General features: G+C 44.2%; 19 protein-coding genes. 16 read left to right on the plus strand and 3 right to left on the minus strand.

Annotation, left to right across the window (positions count from 1 at the left end; translation table 11 throughout):
- The first annotated feature begins 246 nt into the window (after positions 1-246).
- Genes MOB98_RS09945 through MOB98_RS09970 form a run of 6 tightly spaced genes read left to right on the plus strand, consistent with a single transcriptional unit; the run spans position 247 to position 4,609 of the window.
- Entirely contained in the window at positions 247-723 is a 477-nt protein-coding gene (locus MOB98_RS09945; RefSeq protein ID WP_014481002.1) for an 8-oxo-dGTP diphosphatase, read from the plus strand.
- 24 nt (positions 724-747) lie between these two features.
- A complete protein-coding gene (rapZ, locus tag MOB98_RS09950; RefSeq protein ID WP_268358186.1) occupies positions 748-1,635 on the plus strand; it encodes an RNase adapter RapZ in 888 nt (295 codons plus the stop codon).
- A 1-nt stretch (position 1,636) separates the two neighbouring features.
- The gene (mgfK, locus tag MOB98_RS09955; RefSeq protein WP_268358221.1) at positions 1,637-2,590 is read left to right on the plus strand and encodes a gluconeogenesis morphogenetic factor; all 954 of its coding nucleotides are present in this window, start codon (positions 1,637-1,639) and stop codon (positions 2,588-2,590) included.
- A 22-nt stretch (positions 2,591-2,612) separates the two neighbouring features.
- Positions 2,613-3,563, plus strand: a complete 951-nt coding sequence (whiA, locus tag MOB98_RS09960) for a DNA-binding protein WhiA (protein WP_268358184.1) — start codon at positions 2,613-2,615, stop codon at positions 3,561-3,563.
- Between the two features lie 23 nt (positions 3,564-3,586).
- On the plus strand, positions 3,587-3,844 hold the full coding sequence (locus tag MOB98_RS09965; protein ID WP_003219835.1) for an HPr family phosphocarrier protein: 258 nt from the start codon (positions 3,587-3,589) through the stop codon (positions 3,842-3,844).
- Positions 3,845-4,609: an arylamine N-acetyltransferase family protein gene (locus MOB98_RS09970; protein ID WP_268358183.1), complete on the plus strand. Its 765-nt coding sequence runs from the start codon at positions 3,845-3,847 to the stop codon at positions 4,607-4,609.
- A 35-nt stretch (positions 4,610-4,644) separates the two neighbouring features.
- Here MOB98_RS09970 and MOB98_RS09975 read toward each other — a convergent pair whose 3' ends face one another.
- Positions 4,645-4,854: a hypothetical protein gene (locus tag MOB98_RS09975; RefSeq protein ID WP_268358181.1), complete on the minus strand. Its 210-nt coding sequence runs from the start codon at positions 4,852-4,854 to the stop codon at positions 4,645-4,647.
- Between the two features lie 145 nt (positions 4,855-4,999).
- On the opposite strand from MOB98_RS09975, the gene psdR reads away from it, so the two are divergent.
- The 4 genes from psdR (at position 5,000) to MOB98_RS09995 (ending at position 9,554) form a co-directional block, all read left to right on the plus strand.
- Positions 5,000-5,713, plus strand: coding sequence for a two-component system response regulator PsdR (psdR, locus tag MOB98_RS09980; RefSeq protein ID WP_268358179.1), 714 nt, complete (start codon positions 5,000-5,002; stop codon positions 5,711-5,713).
- Positions 5,707-6,777, plus strand: a complete 1,071-nt coding sequence (locus MOB98_RS09985; protein ID WP_268358177.1) for a HAMP domain-containing histidine kinase — start codon at positions 5,707-5,709, stop codon at positions 6,775-6,777. The genes psdR and MOB98_RS09985 overlap by 7 nt, the downstream gene beginning before the upstream one ends.
- 82 nt (positions 6,778-6,859) lie before the next feature.
- On the plus strand, positions 6,860-7,639 hold the full coding sequence (gene psdA / locus MOB98_RS09990; RefSeq protein ID WP_268358175.1) for a lantibiotic ABC transporter ATP-binding protein PsdA: 780 nt from the start codon (positions 6,860-6,862) through the stop codon (positions 7,637-7,639).
- Positions 7,614-9,554 (plus strand): FtsX-like permease family protein, encoded by a 1,941-nt coding sequence (locus MOB98_RS09995; RefSeq protein ID WP_268358174.1) that lies wholly within the window; start codon positions 7,614-7,616, stop codon positions 9,552-9,554. The genes psdA and MOB98_RS09995 overlap by 26 nt, the downstream gene beginning before the upstream one ends.
- Positions 9,555-9,590: 36 nt before the next feature.
- On the opposite strand, the gene MOB98_RS10000 is transcribed toward MOB98_RS09995, so the two are convergent.
- The gene (locus MOB98_RS10000; protein WP_268358173.1) at positions 9,591-10,568 is read right to left on the minus strand and encodes a 2-hydroxyacid dehydrogenase; all 978 of its coding nucleotides are present in this window, start codon (positions 10,566-10,568) and stop codon (positions 9,591-9,593) included.
- A 393-nt stretch (positions 10,569-10,961) separates the two neighbouring features.
- Between MOB98_RS10000 and MOB98_RS10005 the strand changes: the two genes are divergently transcribed.
- On the plus strand, positions 10,962-11,555 hold the full coding sequence (locus MOB98_RS10005) for a beta-class carbonic anhydrase (RefSeq protein WP_080010878.1): 594 nt from the start codon (positions 10,962-10,964) through the stop codon (positions 11,553-11,555).
- Positions 11,556-11,573: 18 nt separating this feature from the next.
- Positions 11,574-13,166 (plus strand): SulP family inorganic anion transporter, encoded by a 1,593-nt coding sequence (locus MOB98_RS10010; RefSeq protein WP_268358171.1) that lies wholly within the window; start codon positions 11,574-11,576, stop codon positions 13,164-13,166.
- Between the two features lie 25 nt (positions 13,167-13,191).
- Here the strand turns inward: MOB98_RS10010 and MOB98_RS10015 are convergent, their stop codons facing one another.
- Positions 13,192-13,512 (minus strand): MazG-like family protein, encoded by a 321-nt coding sequence (locus MOB98_RS10015; RefSeq protein ID WP_268358220.1) that lies wholly within the window; start codon positions 13,510-13,512, stop codon positions 13,192-13,194.
- A gap of 114 nt (positions 13,513-13,626) precedes the next feature.
- On the opposite strand from MOB98_RS10015, the gene MOB98_RS10020 reads away from it, so the two are divergent.
- The 4 genes from MOB98_RS10020 (at position 13,627) to mdxE (ending at position 18,566) form a co-directional block, all read left to right on the plus strand.
- Positions 13,627-14,202, plus strand: a complete 576-nt coding sequence (locus MOB98_RS10020) for a TIGR00730 family Rossman fold protein (RefSeq protein WP_268358170.1) — start codon at positions 13,627-13,629, stop codon at positions 14,200-14,202.
- A gap of 184 nt (positions 14,203-14,386) precedes the next feature.
- The gene (locus MOB98_RS10025; RefSeq protein WP_268358169.1) at positions 14,387-15,337 is read left to right on the plus strand and encodes a LacI family DNA-binding transcriptional regulator; all 951 of its coding nucleotides are present in this window, start codon (positions 14,387-14,389) and stop codon (positions 15,335-15,337) included.
- A 111-nt stretch (positions 15,338-15,448) separates the two neighbouring features.
- Positions 15,449-17,218, plus strand: coding sequence for a glycoside hydrolase family 13 protein (locus MOB98_RS10030; RefSeq protein ID WP_268358168.1), 1,770 nt, complete (start codon positions 15,449-15,451; stop codon positions 17,216-17,218).
- A 94-nt stretch (positions 17,219-17,312) separates the two neighbouring features.
- Entirely contained in the window at positions 17,313-18,566 is a 1,254-nt protein-coding gene (gene mdxE / locus MOB98_RS10035; protein WP_268358166.1) for a maltodextrin ABC transporter substrate-binding protein MdxE, read from the plus strand.
- Positions 18,567-18,578 lie beyond the last annotated feature (12 nt).

The following is an 18,578-nucleotide window of genomic DNA, read 5'->3' on the forward strand; positions in this document are numbered from 1 at the left end:
GGTTATGATTAATAAAGTAATTGACCCCCTTTTTATAATGAATACACTTTTTTGGCACGGATTCTCCAGTTATCCGTGTCCTTTTTTTGTCCAAAAATAAAGAGAAATGCCTGTTACAGTAAAACCATCTGAACGGCAGACATGAATATGCTGTAAAATAGAAGAAAAGATTGTCAATGTCTCTTCATTGTGGGAGGCATCTTGAAGCGGTATAATAAAGAGACGATGACAGGACGAGAAGGTTAGGTGACGTACTTGCAAAGAGTGACAAATTGTGTGCTTCAGACGGATGACAAAGTTCTTTTGCTTCAAAAGCCGAGACGCGGCTGGTGGGTCGCGCCGGGAGGCAAGATGGAGAGCGGAGAATCAGTCAGAGACTCCGTCATCAGAGAGTACAGAGAAGAGACTGGTATCTATATCATAAATCCTCAGTTAAAAGGCGTTTTTACCTTTATTATTAAAGACGGTGACCATATTGTCTCTGAGTGGATGATGTTTACGTTTGTCGCTGATTCTTATACCGGACAAAATGTATCAGAATCAGAGGAAGGCAAACTGCAGTGGCACGATGTCAATGACATACAAAACCTGCCTATGGCCCCGGGAGACGGCCATATCCTTGATTTTATGATGAAGGGACAAGGGCTGCTGCACGGCACATTTACGTATACACCGGACTTTGAGCTGCTCAGTTATCGTTTAGATCCGCAGCATATCAAATAGAAAGACAAGTCAGGGGGGAGAAGGATGAGTGTTAGTGAATCACATGATATTCAGCTTGTCATTATAACCGGAATGTCTGGAGCGGGAAAAACTGTCGCCATTCAAAGCTTTGAAGATCTCGGCTATTTCTGCGTCGATAATCTTCCGCCATCATTGCTTCCGAAATTTTTAGAGCTGATGAAGGAATCAAATTCGAAAATGAGCAAGGTTGCGCTCGTAATGGATCTGCGCGGTCGTGAATTTTTTGACCGGCTGATCGAAGCGCTTGATGAAATGGCGGAAAATCCATGGATCACACCGCGAATTTTATTCTTGGACGCGAAGGATTCCATTCTCGTTACAAGATATAAAGAAACGAGACGTTCGCATCCGCTGGCAGCGACTGGCCTGCCGCTTGAAGGCATCGCGCTGGAACGTGAGCTGTTAGAGGAATTAAAAGGCCGCTCTCAAATCATTTACGATACGTCAGACATGAAGCCTCGTGATTTGCGCGAAAAAATCGTCAAGCACTTTGCGACTAACCAAGGAGAGACATTTACCGTAAATGTGATGTCATTTGGTTTTAAATACGGTATCCCGATTGACGCAGACCTCGTCTTTGATGTCAGATTTTTGCCGAATCCTTATTATATTGAAAGCATGCGGCCGCTGACTGGTAAGGATGAAGAGGTTTCCTCTTACGTCATGAAGTGGAATGAAACGCAAAAGTTCAATGAGAAATTAATTGATCTGCTAAGCTTTATGCTTCCCTCTTACAAAAGAGAAGGAAAAAGCCAGGTTGTCATTGCGATCGGCTGCACAGGGGGCCAGCACCGCTCTGTGACATTAGCTGAGAATCTAGCTGATTATTTCAAAAAGGATTACTATACTCATGTTACTCACCGGGACATTGAAAAGAGAAGCCGGAAATAAGATGGGACAAAAGCCGAAAATCGCAATCTTTGGCGGCGGTACGGGCCTTTCTGTATTGCTTCGGGGCCTAAAGCATAAACCTGTTGACATTACGGCCATTGTGACAGTTGCCGATGATGGGGGAAGCTCTGGCCGTCTGCGGGATGAACTGAAAATTCCGCCTCCTGGAGACATCAGAAATGTGCTCGCCGCTTTATCCGATGTGGAGCCGCTTGTTGAAGATCTTTTTCAGCACCGCTTCAATAAGGGGAATGACTTAACAGGCCATTCTCTCGGAAATTTAATTTTGGCAGCGATGACAAATATAACCGGTGATTTTTTTCACGCTGTCACAGAAATGAGCAAGGTGCTGAATGTAAGAGGAAAGGTTTTGCCAGCTGCCAATGCCAGTGTCGTTCTGCATGCTGAGATGGAAGACGGCCGCGTGGTCTCAGGAGAGTCCACGATTCCGGCGTACGGACAGCGCATTAAGCGTGTTTTTCTCACGCCTGAACATATTGATCCGCTGCCGGAAACGATAGACGTGATCAGGGAAGCGGATTTGATTATTATCGGCCCGGGAAGCCTCTACACAAGCATTCTTCCCAATTTGCTTGTGCCAAAGATCGGGGAAGAAGTGGTGAAGGCGCCGGCAAAAAAAGTATACATTTGCAACGTGATGACTCAGCCTGGCGAAACGCTCCATTACACTGCTGCTGATCATGTGAAAGCGCTCAATCAGCACATGGGCTGCGGTTTTATTGACACGATATTAGTGAACAGCGAAGACATTCCCGACGAAATAAAGCGTAAGTACGAAAAGGAATCGGCGCGTCCTGTTGATTTTGATATCGAAGAGCTGAAAGCGATGGGGCTTGAAGTCATCAGAGATCAAATTGTAACGTATAAAAATGACGTAATTCGTCACGATACACATAAAGTGGCCTCTCTTCTTGTCGATTTACTGAAAGAATGAAGCCTTGAAATGAGGTGGCTATATGTCATTTGCATCTGAAACAAAAAAAGAATTAACGAATCTGGAAGTGAAAGACTGCTGCATTAAGGCAGAGCTGTCTGCACTTATCCGGATGAATGGAGCTTTATCATTTACAAACCGCCATCTCGTACTTGATGTTCAAACCGAAAATGCGGCGATTGCCCGACGCATTTATACATTGCTGAAAAAACAATATGATGTGTCGGTCGAGCTGCTGGTCAGAAAGAAAATGCGGCTGAAAAAGAATAACGTCTATATTGTGCGTTTTTCAGAAAATGCAAAAGCAATCTTAGAGGATTTAAAAATACTCGGAGAGAATTTTGTGTTTGAACGAAGTATTTCGGAAGAGCTGGTCAAAAAGAGATGCTGCAAGCGTTCTTATATGAGAGGGGCATTTTTGGCGGGAGGTTCGGTCAATAATCCGGAAACCTCCTCGTATCATTTAGAAATCTTCTCTCTTTATAAGGAGCATAACGATTCATTATGCGACCTGTTAAATGAGTTTCAGCTAAACAGCAAAACGCTCGAACGGAAAAAAGGCTATATCACCTATTTAAAAGAGGCGGAAAAGATTACTGAGTTTCTTAACGTGATCGGCGCCCACAATTCGCTACTGCGATTTGAGGATGTCAGAATCGTCAGGGATATGAGAAATTCGGTCAACCGCCTCGTCAATTGTGAAACAGCCAACTTAAACAAAACGATCGGCGCTTCGCTCAGACAGGTGGAAAATATTAAATACATCGATGAAAGAATCGGCCTGGATGCGCTTCCTGAAAAACTTCGGGAAATTGCGCAGCTGCGGATTGATTATCAGGAAGTGACGCTGAAAGAGCTGGGGGAAATGGTAGCTAGCGGGAAAATCAGCAAATCTGGAATCAATCACAGGCTGAGAAAACTTGACGAAATCGCAGAACAGCTGCGGACAGGGCAATCCGTCACTTTAAAATAACCGTAAAGAAAAGGGGAGATCTTATGGTTCAACAGAAAGTGGAAGTTCGATTAAAGACAGGACTGCAGGCGCGTCCTGCTGCGTTGTTTGTACAAGAAGCAAACCGGTTTACGTCAGATGTGTTTCTTGAGAAGGATGGGAAAAAAGTAAACGCGAAAAGCATCATGGGGCTGATGAGCCTTGCGGTAAGCACTGGCACTGAGGTTACCTTGATTGCCCAGGGGGAAGATGAACAAGAAGCGCTGGAAAAGCTGGCTGCTTATGTTCAAGAAGAAGTTTAGGTGATAAAGATGAATGACTTTCTAAAAGAGTGCTTTCAGAAAATCGGCTGGGAGAAAGACCATGTCAGCTTCGGCGATCTCCCCCTTTTTCTCGAAGCAATGGCATACCGTTTTCCATTTGAAAACCGCGCCGTACTCGCAAAAGAGAATTATAAGGTAACAAAAGAAGAGCTATGGCGCCGTCTGGTCAAGGAACAGCACGGCGGCCTGTGCTACGATTTAAACGGGTTCCTTTATTTTGTCTTGCATGAGGCCGGATTTAATGTAAAGCTTATTCGGGGAACGGTTTATGCAGGAGATCAAGATGAGTGGGCATTAGATGGAACACACGCTGCTGTATGGCTATCTGCGGAAAAAGGTGATTACATTGTTGATATTGGATTCGGCATTAATCTGGCACTCCAGCCGATACCGCTTTCCGGAGATACGGTACAATCACCTGTCGGGTCATTCCGAATCAAAGAGGAAGAGACAGAAAAGGGCAGCCACGTTCTGTTGATGGATAAAGGGAAAGGCTGGCAAATCGGTTACGCCTTTACCCTTGAAGAAAGCGATCCCGGTGATTTAGATGACATGAAGAACCTGATTCATTCTCATGAAAAATCTCCTTTTAACAAATCACTGCTCGCTTCAAAGCTGACACCGAACGGACGGATGGTCATGTCAGACCGCCATTTCACGATTCATGAAAACGGCGGGGAAGGCCAAAAACGTGACATAGCCCCTTCAGAGTTTGAAGAGAAATTAAATCTCCATTTTTTGTAACGTAAAAAGCTTGCAGCATGTCTGCAAGCTTTTTCTTATGAACAAGTGTAGATTGCTGCATCAAATGCATCTTCAGGGATATACAGTTTTCCCTTTTCATATTGATAAGGAATGTGGTTCTCTTTAAAGCACTCTTTTTCATATTCAGTTAATGAATCCCCAATTTCTATGTATTTCCCGGTATAGTTCGGCTGGCATGCTGAAAGAATTGACGTAATGGTCACGAGCAGCATGATTTTCTTCATAATGACACCTGCTTATCATGAAATTTTTTCCTTTTTTATTCTACCATAATGAACAGAAAAAGACCGATTTACTACTTCGCCGCATGCTATAATAATTTTGGAATCTTCTAGAAAAATCTTCGTGCAGAATATAAGGGGGATAAACGTGTATCGGATTTTGCTCGTGGAAGATGATGAGCGGATTGCTTCTTTGCTGGGCGGTCATCTTCAAAAATACGGATATGAAGTCAAAGTAGCTGAACAGCTGAATGATATAAAATTTGAATTTGCAGAAATGAAGCCGGATCTTGTGCTGCTTGATATCAACCTGCCTTTTTTTGACGGGTTTTATTGGTGCAGGCAAATCCGTACCATTTCCAATGCGCCGATTATCTTTATATCGGCAAGGACCGATGAGCTGAATCAGGTGATGGCAATTGAAAATGGCGGCGATGATTATATCACCAAGCCGTTCCATTTAGAGGTAGTGATGGCCAAAATCAAAAGCGTCCTGCGCCGCACCTATGGTGAATACTCGCCCTCTTTGTCACAGGAATCAAGAATAGTCGAGCTTGGCGGGCTGACGGTTTATCCGGATCAGAATGAGGCCGAGTGGAACAGCACCCGCATCTTGTTTTCACAAAAGGAATTTCAGCTTCTATCGATTTTTGTGAGGGAGCATAAAAAAATCGTCTCCCGTGATGAATTATTAGAGGCGTTATGGGATGACGTCGATTTTGTCGATGATAATACGCTAACGGTCAATGTCAATCGGCTGCGAAAAAAGTTGGAGAATGCCGGACTGAAGGATTGCATTTCAACGATAAGAGGACAAGGCTATCAATTTCAAGTCAATCGGAAGGATGAACCGGAGTGTTAAAGAATTATCTCATCGACCGCTTCGCCATTATTTTATTTTCATTATTAGGAATAGGGTCCGCCATGCTGATAGCGTATTTAAGCATTATAGAGAGCGGGGCAGAACCTCCCGCAGAAAATATGATATACATATGGATTTTGCCCGGTGCTCTTATAGCTGCGGGTTTTGCTGCTGATTACGTTCGGCAGTTTTCCTTTCTCGCATCTGTTAAAAAGCTTGCAGAACAAGCGAATTCACCGAATGACGTCGGACAGATTTTGAGGGCCCGAAAGCCAAGAACACGAGAGCAAGCCCTTTGGACGAAAATGATCAACGCGCTCGGACAGCAATACGAAGGCAGGCTCTCACAATATATCAATCAGCAAAAACAGCATTATACCTTCACCAATCAATGGATACACCATATGAAAACACCGGTATCTGTCATTTCTTTAATGATTCAGGAAGGAAAAAACGGAACCTCTTCTTCTTTTCCGACGTTTTTAGAGGAGCTGGAGGATGAAAATGAGAGATTTCGCCATGGTCTGGATATGATGCTGCAAACGGCCCGGCTGGAGGAATTTGCGTTTGATGTAAGGCCGCAAACCTTTGATTTGGCCGAGCTTGTCCGTTCACTTATCAATCAGGAAAAACGGCAGTTTATCAAACGGCGCCTTTTTCCAAAGCTACATGTGCCGCCTAACGCCGTGCAGGTTTCCAGTGATCAAAAATGGCTTTCCTTTGTTGTTGAGCAAATTCTGTTCAATGCTTTAAAGTATTCAAAGCAAGGGGTGGGAGACCGCATTACAATCCGGATTGAAACGCAGGGACATGAGACGCGGCTGTCGGTTGCGGATGAAGGCATCGGCATACCTCCGCAGGATCTGCCGCGGATTTTTGACGCATTTTTTACCGGGGAAAACGGGCGAAGCATGAAAGAGGCAACGGGAATGGGCCTTTATTTAGCAAAACAGGTGTGCAGCCGGCTTGGCCATAAGCTGTATGCGGAATCAAAAGAAGGGGCTGGCACTGTGATGACCATCGTGTTTTCAAGTGACACCCTAGTGAATGTGACAGCATTGTAAGGTTGGAGAGCAGAATTGAAAGAAAGTTCGATGGGAGGCTGCTGACTTCCTTTTTATAATAAAGAAAAAGGAGGAGCAGAACATGAACGTGTTACAAACAACGAATCTATCGAAAACATACTATTCAAATAAAGGAACAATCTCATTTCAAGCACTCTGCGACTTTGACCTCAGTGTGACGAAAGGGGAATTTGTCGGGATTATGGGGCCGTCTGGAAGCGGAAAAACCACGCTTTTGAACTTGCTGGCTACCATTGATAAGCCGACCCAGGGTGAGATGATGATTAACGGCATCCAGCCGAAAACGTTAAAGGATCAAGAGCTGGCTCTTTTTCGCAGAAGAGAACTCGGTTTCGTCTTTCAGGATTTTAATCTGCTTGATACGCTGACGATTCGTGAAAATATCCTGCTGCCGCTTGCATTGGACAAGGTAAAGCTGAGAGAAATGGAGGCCCGTCTCGATGAACTGGCCGATACGCTTCAAATCAAGCATATTCTTGACCACCGGACATACGAGGTGTCGGGCGGTCAGCAGCAGCGTGCTGCCTGTGCCAGAGCCATTATTCACAATCCGGCGCTCATTCTTGCCGATGAACCGACAGGAAACCTTGATTCAAAATCGGCTAAGCAAGTGATGAACACGCTGGCTCAGCTGAATGAAGAAAAGGAAGCGACGATTTTGTTGGTCACGCACGATGCGACAGCGGCAAGCTTCTGTAAACGGATTGTGTTCATTAAAGATGGCCGTTTCTTTTCAGAGATTCACAGAGGGGCAAACCAGCAGGTGTTTTATCAAAGTATACTGGATACCTTGAGTGTGTTGGGAGGCGATTTTCATGAATTTGAGAACCATCGCCCGTAAAAACATTCTTGGAAATCTGCAACGGTATGTCGCCTACTTTCTAAGCTGTGTATTTGCCGTTTCGGTGTTTTTTGTCTTCACATCTTTTATTTTTCATCCTGATGTCAATGAAGAAAATGTATATGGCGGTAGTCTTGTCAAAACGTGCTTGAGCGCAGCCCTTGTCGTCATCATTGTCTTTTGTATATTTTTTATTTCCTATTCGAATTCGGCATTTTTGCAGGCGAGAAAGAAAGAGTTTGGGCTGCTGACGCTGTTTGGAACATCAAAGCAGCAGCTCCGCAAGATGATTTATTATGAGCAGTCACTCATTTCTCTAGCGGCGATTGCTGCCGGCATTGGTGCAGGGCTGTTATTTTCAAAACTGTTTTTTATGATCATGACTTGGATGCTCAGCGTGAAGGTGCCGATCTCATTTGTCATTGTGCCGAAAGCGTTTGTGATGACAGCTGTGTGCTTTCTCATCCTGTTTCAGACGCTGCTTGTTTTATCGCTGGCACGGATTCGCAAGCTGGAAATCATTGAGCTGATTAAAGCAGCCCAAAAGCCGAAAAGCTTGCCGGCTTATTCAAAGTGGCTCACTGTTTTGTCCTTGCTGTGTCTGGCTGGCGGTTATTATCTGTCTGCCACAGCGAATGCGATTGATATGGTATTTCGCGTTTTTCCGATTTTGATCTTCGTGTTAATCGGGACGTATTTCTTTTTTACACAAAGCAGCGTGGCGTTCTTCCGCATGCTGTACAGGAAGAAACACAGCTTTTATAAAGGTACGAATATCATTGTCCGTTCCAACATGATATTCAGGCTGAAAGATCATGCACGCATGCTGTTTCTAACCTCTGTCATTACAGCGGTCATTTTAACCGCTACAGGTGTTATCTATATGTTTTATGCTGATTTAGAAAGACAGGAGGAGCAAAGCATACCTCAATCTGTTGCCTGGGTGGAAAAAGACGCTTCCCGCTTTCAGGTTATGAAGCCTGATTTAGCTGAGGATACATTGAAAAAAGCTGATGCTGATATCAAGTATAAGGTGGATGCCACAGGGATTCCTGTCACTTTTCAATCAGACTTGCCGTATGGGAATAAGAAAGCGGAAACGGAAGCCTTGCTGATTTCAGAGAAAATCTATAATCAAGTCGCAAAGGAAAAAGGTTTTCCTGTTATTCATTTACAAGAAAATGAAGCGTTTATCAATGTTCCTTTTCAAATGATGGTGAAAGATACATTTGGAGAAGGGGAAACCGCAGCATTTCATATGAAGTCAGGAAAAACATTTTCCTACATCATGAAAAAGCAGCAAAACAAAGGGATACTGATGTCAGTCGATGGAGTCAGCCGTTTATTGGTTGTCAGCGATAAGAGCTTTGACAGCCTGACACATGATGTGCCGCTGAAGGAACAGATGAGAGTGGTAGGGTATGAGCTTGAGCATTGGCAGGAGACGGTGGATGTCTCTGAAAAGCTTGAAAACATGGTGCCGAAGGAACATACATCTGATTTTCAAACACGTGCTCCCAGTTTTCAAATTGTGAAGCAGGGAGTCGCATTCATGCTGTTTATCGGTCTGTTTGTCAGCGTGCTGTTTTTTATCGTGCAAGGAAGCATGCTGTATTTGCGGATGTTTACGGAAATAGAAGATACGAGAGTGCAAGTTTTAGCACTAAAGAGAATGGGCATTACGGACAAAGAGATTCACTCAATCCTCGGAAAGCAAATCGGGTTTTTGTTCTTCATCCCATTTATCGCGGGCACCATTCACGCCGGCTTTGCGTATGCAGCGTTAAGTAATATGCTGAATTCTAACTTATTTCTTGAGGCCGTGATTGTCATCTTCATTTATTTTGTGTTCCAGGCTGTTTATTATATCGTCACCCGCCATATTTATAAGCGTGCTGTTCTTCAGCATATGTAAGATGAAATCCGGTCTGGATCAGACCGGATTTTTGTTTTATTGAAATTCTCTTGTGAGATTTTTCGGCGTCTGCCCTTGGATGGCTGCAAGCATGTTCTCGGCAGCCTGTTTACACATATTAAAGCGTACTTTCGCTGTTGCTGAGCCAATATGCGGCAGTAAAGTAACATTATCTAGCTTCAAGAGGGGGTTGTCTTTTGCGACAGGTTCTTCTTCGTACACGTCTAACCCTGCTCCTCTGATCCAGCCTTCCTGAAGGGCGCGAATCAGTGCTTTTTCATCAACTGTCTTTCCCCGGGAAATATTGACGAAAATTGCTGAATCCTTCATCTTCTTAAATTCGCGTTCCCCTATCATGTGATACGTTTCATCAGTCAGCGGTGTGATGAGCAGAATAAAATCAGATTGCTCCAGCAATGTATCGAGCTCAGCATACTTAACGCCAATGCTGTCTTCCGTTTCTTGTTTACGATGGCGGTTATGATAAAGCACTTCCATATCAAAACCAAATTTGGCGCGTTTTGCGGCTTGTTCGCCAATTCTGCCCATGCCGATAATGCCTAATGTCTGATGATGAACGTCAATGCCGAACAGCGCTTCTTCATCAACTGTTCCCCATTTTCCGGCTCTGACGAAACGGTCCAGTTCGGCGACACGTCTGGCGGAAGATAGAATCAGAGAAAAGGCCAGATCCGCAACTGTATCATCCAGTGTATAAGGTGTATGAGTGCCGACGACGCCTCGTTCTTTCATGGCTTCTATGTCGAAGTTATCATACCCAACGGATTGATTGCTGACCACTTTGAGCTTAGGCGCATGTTTAAGCAGTTCACGATTGATGGACGGTCCGGACGTTCCTGACGTTAAAAGCCCTTCAGCATCTTTTAGTTTCTCAAATAGCACGTCACTCGGAAGCGTATCCTCCTGCCATATTTCATAACGGCAATGTTCACCGATGAATGCTTCAATCTCTTCAGGAATTGGTTTTGTGACAAATACAAATGGTTTCAACAAGGCTCCCCCTTTATGGCTGTTGTCTATTTCATTATATCGGAAATAAAAAGATGTTAAAAATATAGCTGCGTTGTTTTTAATTTCTGGTTCTTTTGAACTTAAAATGAATATAAAAATCGAATCAACAGCTAATTTTGCTTAAAAAAGTTTTTTAATTATCTGAATTCACCTATATTTTTTGTCAGACAAATCATCAATATGCGAGCTGCAGCCGGATTATAGGATTCATTAAATATAAATTTTATTATCTTTGAAAGATATAAATTTTTATGTTTTGATTCTACAGTCCAATTATAGTGTCTTTTTTTGAAAGCCTTTTCTTGGCTTATTCCTATGCTATAATTCCTTACTGTAAGCTGGGTAAGAAGGCTTGCAAAATCATATGGATGGGAGATGAATCAAATGGTTTCTTTAACGTCAATTTTGGAACACAATCAGCGGTTTGTCAGAGAGAAGAAGTATGAACCGTACAAAACGACAAAGTTTCCTTCTAAAAAGCTCGTCATTGTCACCTGTATGGACACAAGGCTTACAGAACTTCTTCCGCAAGCAATGGGGCTTAAAAACGGCGATGCTAAAATTGTAAAAAACGCGGGAGCCATCGTTTCTCACCCATTTGGAAGCGTGATGCGAAGCATACTGGTAGCGATTTATGAATTGCAGGCTGAAGAGGTGTGCATTGTCGGCCACCATGAATGCGGGATGTCAGGACTGAATGCGTCTTCGATACTCGAAAAAGCGAAGGAGCGCGGAGTGGAAGAAAGCTGCCTGAATTTGCTGTCGAGCGCCGGACTTGATTTGAAATCATGGCTGACCGGTTTTCACAGCGTAGAAGAAAGCGTTTCCCATAGTGTGAACATGATTAAGAACCATCCGCTGCTGCCGAAAAAGGTGCCGGTTCACGGGCTTGTCATTCACCCTGAAACAGGAAAACTTGATGTCGTCATTAACGGTTATGAAACTGAGCTCATAAACACACATTTATAAGGGAGGTTATAACAAAATATGCGATTCTCAGGGAGATTCAAGGGATATAATTTACAGAAATTTCAGAAAGACCTGATTGCAGGTATCGTAGTAGGTGTCGTGGCAATTCCTTTAGGGATGGCGTTTGCCATTGCCTCGGGAGTCGAGCCTGAATACGGGCTGTACACTGTTGTTATAGCGGGGATTTGTATCTCTTTGTTCGGAGGATCTAAATATCAAATTGGCGGTCCGACAGGCGCCTTTGTCCCGATACTGTTCGGCATTATCATGCAGTACGGATTAGAGAATCTGCTGATTGCAGGGTTTATGGCAGGGGTAATGCTGGTGCTGTTTGGGCTGTTTAAGCTCGGGAAAATCATGAAATTCGTGCCCAAACCGGTTATCGTCGGTTTTACAGCCGGAATTGCCGTGCTCATCTTTACGGAACAAATCGCTAATTTTCTCGGATTGAGAAATGTTGAAAAACATGAAAACTTTCATCACAACATGTTTGAAATTGTGCAGCAGCTCGGCACCTTTAACGTGTATGCCATTTTGACTGCTGTGATCGGGCTCATCATTTTGCTAGTATCCGCCAAAGTGATGCCTAAAGTGCCGGGCGCTTTGTTGGCGCTTCTGATTTCCACAGTGGTTGCAGTTGTCTTTTTCCCTGACCGCATGGCAACGATTGGGTCAACCTATGGAGAAATCCCCCGACATTTGCCGGAATTTCAGTTTCCTGAGTTTACTTTGGATAAAATGGTCATGCTGTTTCCGGCAGCGCTTGTCATCGCGCTTCTTGGCGGACTTGAGTCGATTTTGTCCGCAATGGTCGCTGATAACATGAAGGGCTCAAAGCATGACAGCAACAAGGAGCTTGTCGGCCAGGGGATTGCAAATATGGCAGCGCCGCTGTTCGGCGGAATCCCGGCAACAGGAGCGATCGCCAGAACGGCAACCAATATTAAAAACGGAGCTGTGTCGCCTGTTTCCGGCGTCGTTCACGGTGTAGTCGTTCTTCTTGTCCTGCTCGTATTTGCGCCTTATGCGTCCCATGTGCCGCTGGCCAGTATGGCACCGATTCTCATGGTGGTCGCGTGGAATATGAGTGAGCGAAAGGAAGTCGCAAACATGCTGAGATTGAAAAACGCTGATTCCTTTATTTTGGCGGCGACCTTCGCCCTTACGGTTTTGTTTGACTTAATCATCGGTGTGGCAACCGGCTTGCTGCTCGCATTTGTGTTCTTCATCAGAAGAATGAGCGAAGCGACCCGCATCCACAATCAGGAATCGCATCCTGTTCTGGCGAAGAAAGAAGATCCATCTGTCAGCATGTATGCGATAGAAGGGCCGCTGTTTTTCGGATCAATTGATTCACTTGAATCTTCACTGCTGGAGCATGTACAGAAAAAGCCGAAGACCCTCATTCTGCTCATGAATAAGGTGCACTATATGGATACGTCTGCTGAAGCGGTGCTTGGCAACATTATGAACCGAATTAAACGCCACAACGGAAAGCTGATGATTGTAGGACTGCAATCGCAGCCGAAGGAGCTGCTGCATAAAACAGGCTTATTTCACAAAATAGGGAAGCAGCATTTCTTTGATCACCATGATGAAATCACAGGTTAAAAAAGCGGCCATTGCGGCCGCTTTTTTATGCATGCTCAAATCGTTTTGTCAATTTTTCCTGATGGGCCTTCATCACGTCTTCTAAAGAGACTCCGTACATATCAGCAAGAATGGCGATATTTCCGATGACATCTCCCATTTCTTCAATCAATTCCTGTTTTTGCTCAGCTCGTGTCGATTCTTCCTCATCCGGCCGGTCTCTGCCGATTTCATATGCCCTGACAGCCCGGGCCAGTTCTCCGGCTTCCTCCATTAAAAAACCGATTCGAATAAACGGTCCGTATTCTGTCCAGCCTCTTCTTTCGTAAAACTCTTTCATCCATTTTTCAGCATCAGCCAGCTGCACCATTATCACTCGCATTCTTTATGTATTTCATATTGATATTATCACATGAAGGTGGGACAATATATAGTGTATTTTTGAATGTTTAACACGATATATAGATGCGGAGATGACAGAATGAAAACCATTTGTGTATTTGCGGGCTCAAACCCGGGGGGAAATGAAGCGTATAAAAGAAAGGCGGCAGAGCTTGGTGCGTACATGGCTGAGCAGGGAATCGGGCTTGTCTATGGGGGCTCCCGCGTAGGCTTGATGGGCTCGATTGCTGACGCGGTGATGGAAAACGGCGGAACTGCTATCGGGGTCATGCCGAGCGGTTTGTTCAGCGGGGAGGTTGTCCATCAAAACCTGACTGAGCTGATTGAAGTAAATGGGATGCATGAACGAAAGGCTAAAATGAGCGAGCTGGCAGACGGCTTTATCGCCATGCCGGGCGGCTTCGGTACATATGAAGAATTATTTGAAGTGCTTTGCTGGGCGCAGATCGGCATCCACCAAAAGCCAATTGGACTGTACAATGTGAACGGATATTTTGAACCGATGATGAAAATGGTGAAATACAGCATTCAAGAAGGGTTTTCTAACGAATCGCACCTAAAACTGATTCACAGCTCGTCACGGCCAGATGAGTTAATTGAGCAGATGCAAAATTATTCTTATCCGATTTTAGAAAAAAAGTGGACAGAAATCTAAAAAAGCGACTTTCTCGTGTGGATTGCCGGGCGAGAATTCATTAAAAATCAAGTTTTTTCACAATGTGAGGTTTCCTGAAGGAAATCTCTTTTTTATTTCTCTTTTGCCTGCCTCGTATATTTAGCAGTAATAGAGGACTTTTTCACTAGTTTGGATAATAAGCACAGATAAGGAGGGGATGAAAATGGCAACATTGTCAGATGTGGCGAAAAAAGCAAATGTATCGAAAATGACGGTATCACGAGTGATCAACCACCCTGAGACGGTGACAGATGAGTTAAAAAAGCTTGTTCATTCTGCGATGAAAGAGCTGAATTACATCCCTAATTATGCGGCAAGAGCGCTCGTGCAAAACAGAACACAGGTTGTGAAACTGTTGATTCTTGAGGAAATGGATACGACAGAACCATATTACATGAACCTGCTGACCGGAATCAGCAGAGAACTGGATCGCAATCACTATGCACTCCAGCTTGTGACAAGAAATTCTCTCAATATTGGCCAATGCGACGGGATTATTGCAACGGGCTTGAGAAAGGCTGATTTTGAAGGTGTCATAAAAGCGTTTGAGAAGCCGCTCGTCGTATTCGGGCAAAATGAAATGGGCTATGACTTTATCGATGTGAATAACGAGAAAGGCACTTTTATGGCAACCCGCCATGTGATGGGGCTGGGTGAGCGGGAAGTGGTCTTTTTTGGCATTGATTTAGATGAGCCTTTCGAACGTTCAAGAGAACAAGGGTTTATACGGGCAATGAATGAAAGCTTTAAAAAATCGAATTTGTTTCGGATCGACAACAGTTCTAAGAAGAGTGAATGCCTTGCAAGAGAACTGCTGAAATCCATGGACAATCAGGCGGCATTTGTCTGCGCATCTGATCGAATCGCGCTCGGCGTCATTCGTGCGGCACAATCGCTTGGAAAGCGAATTCCAGAAGATGTTGCAGTTACCGGGAATGACGGTGTGTTTCTTGATCGCATCTCCTCTCCACGGTTGACTACGGTCAGACAGCCTGTTGTTGAAATGGGGGAAGCCTGTGCGAAAATGTTACTGAAAAAAATGAATGAAGACGGTGCTGCCCAAGGACATCTATATTTTGAGCCGGAATTAATTGTGCGTGAATCAACGCTGTAAGCGCCTATTCTGTTATCGGTAACAAGGTAAAAAGGATTGTTCCCGCTATTTCATCATGATACTTTCAAACCATGAGCCGGCTTCTATAAAACGGAAATCAAAGGGGGAAACATGATGGAATATGCAGCGATTCACCATCAGCCATTCAGCACTGATGCTTATTCTTATGATGGGCGGACCGTTCATATCAAGATTCGGACGAAAAAAGATGATGCAAACCGCATTCGATTTATTTGGGGTGATCCCTATGAGTACAATGACGGCAGGTGGTCGGCAAACGAGCAGCCGATGAGGAAAATTGCCGCAACAGAATTGCATGACTATTGGTTTGCTGAAGTGGTTCCGCCATTTAGGCGTTTACAATATGCATTTGTTATCACAGACGATCATGAAGATATCTTTTTTGGAAGTTCAGGTGTATGCCCTTATAACGAAAAAACGCTGGAGACGATTCATTATTATTTTAAATTGCCATTTATTCACGAAGCCGATACATTTCAAGCGCCTGAGTGGGTCAAATCAACGGTTTGGTATCAAATTTTCCCGGAGCGTTTTGCAAATGGAAGAGAAGACCTGTCGCCGGAGAATGCATTGCCGTGGGGGAGCAAGGATCCGGGCGTCAATGATTTTTTCGGAGGGGATTTGCAAGGGATTGTTGACAAGCTTGATTATTTAGAGGAGTTAGGGGTGAACGGCATTTATCTGACGCCGATCTTTTCCGCGCCTTCTAATCATAAATACGACACGCTTGATTACTATTCCATTGATTCGCACTTTGGGGACCCCGAGCTTTTTCGTACATTGGTCAGCCAGCTTCATCAGCGGGGGATGAGAATTATGCTTGATGCTGTTTTTAATCATATAGGAAGCGCTTCTCCGCAGTGGCAGGATGTCGTGAAGAAAGGAGCTCAATCCCGCTATAAAGACTGGTTCCATATTCACTCTTTTCCTGTCACAGAAGACAAGTATGACAGGTTTGCATTTACACCCAATATGCCAAAGCTAAACACGGCTAACCCTGAGGTACAGAGATATTTGCTTGATATTGCTTTGTATTGGATTCGGGAATTTGACATTGACGGCTGGCGTTTAGATGTGGCAAATGAAGTGGATCACGTTTTTTGGAAGACATTCAGGCAGGCCGTATCAGCAGAAAAGCCTGACATTTATATTGTAGGAGAGATCTGGCATACGGCCGAACCATGGCTTAGAGGAGATGAATTTCATGCGGTGATGAACTATCCTTTTACAGAGCCTATGATGGAATACTTTGCTGACCGGACGATCCCAGCCTCACGTCTGGCCCACCGCGTCAATGCGCATTTGATGAATGGGATGAAGCAGGTCAATGAGGTGATGTTTAATTTACTGGATAGCCATGATACAAAACGCCTGCTGACCAGATGCCACAATGATGAGAAGAAAGCACGCGCGTTGCTTGCTTTTATGTTTGCCCAGACAGGCTCACCCTGCATCTATTACGGAACGGAAATCGGGCTGGACGGCGATAATGATCCATTATGCCGGAAATGTATGGTTTGGGAAAAAGAAAAGCAAAATCAAGAGATGCTCACATTTATGAAACGGTTAATTGCTTTACGCAAACAGGAAAACACTTTATTGACTTATGGAGATTTTGACTGGAATCTGCTGGATGACCAAAACGATTTTATTCGCTTTTCGAGGACTCTCGATGAAAAAAAACTGATTTATTTCTTTAATCAAGGAAATGCGGCTCGACATGTCAGTTTGCGAGATTTGAATATTGAAAGGGATAAGAAAATCTACGATGTATGGACAGAGCAGCCGCTTCATCATAGCGATGTGATTGCCATTCAGCCGGGAGAATTTTTCATTTTAGGTGCTGCCGCCCCTGTTTAAATTCTGTTATCGGTAACAAACCAAAATGTGTTGTAACCGCTTTCTGCAGAACCATACAATTGTGATAGATTCATAAACAGAAGGGGGAAAAGAGATGATACCTTTTAAAAAAGGGTTTGCCTTATTGGCAGCATCAGTCCTGACATTCGGTCTTGCCGCCTGTTCAAACTCAAAAGATCCGGCAAGCTCTGACGGCAAAAAAGTACTGACTGTGTCTGTCGAAGAAACCTATAAAGATTATATCGAAAGCATAAAGACAAAGTTCGAAAAAGAGAATGACGTCACAATAAAAATCGTTGAAAAGCAAATGTTCGAGCAGTTGGAAGCGCTTCCTCTTGATGGCCCGGCAGGTAATGCACCTGATGTTATGCTTGCAGCTTACGACCGGATCGGCGGTTTGGGCCAACAAGGACATTTACTTGATATTAAGCCATCTAACACAAAAAGTTTTGGAGATAAAGAAATGCAGCAGGTGACGGTTGACGGCAAGGTGTATGGAATGCCGCTAGTCATTGAAACGCTTGTTTTGTATTACAACAAAGATCTCTTACAAACAGCACCAAAAACATTTAAAGATCTTGAAAAATTAACAGAGGATTCCCGGTTTGCGTTTGCTTCGGAAAAAGGAAAATCAACCGGCTTTTTAGCGAAATGGACTGACTTTTACATGTCGTACGGTTTGTTGGCCGGTTACGGCGGATATGTATTTGGAAAAAACGGCACAGATTCCGGAGACATCGGCCTGAACAATAAAGGGGCTGTAGAAGCGGTGAAATATGCGGAGAAATGGTTTAAAACCTATTGGCCAAAAGGCATGCAAGACAATTCAAGCGCTGACGATTTTATTCAGCAGATGTTTTTAGACGGCAAAGCGGGTGCGATCATCGGCGGACCTTGGTCAGCTGCCAACTATAAAGAGGCTAAATTGAACTACGGGGCAGCTCCTATTCCGACATTGCCAAATGGAAAAGAGTATGCTCCGTTTGCCGGCGGAAAGGGCTGGGTGGCTTCAAAATATACAAAAGAACCCGAGCTGGCTGAAAAATGGCTTGAGTATGCTGCAAATGATGCCAATGCTTACGCTTTTTATGAGGATACAAACGAAGTTCCAGCCAACACGGATGCAAGGAAAAAAGCTGATGAGCAAAAGAATGAACTGACGTCAGCTGTGATTAAACAATATGAAACAGCGACGCCGACTCCAACTATTCCGGAAATGGCTGAGGTATGGACAGGAGCGGAAAGTTTGATGTTTGATGCAGTTTCAGGAAAAAAAGCGGCACAAACATCAGCGAATGATGCCGTAAACGTCATAAAGGCAAATATCAAAGAAAAGTATGTGAAATAAAACGGCGGGATC

It is taken from the genome of Bacillus sp. N13C7 (assembly GCF_026790065.1).
Lineage (GTDB): Bacteria > Bacillota > Bacilli > Bacillales > Bacillaceae > Bacillus.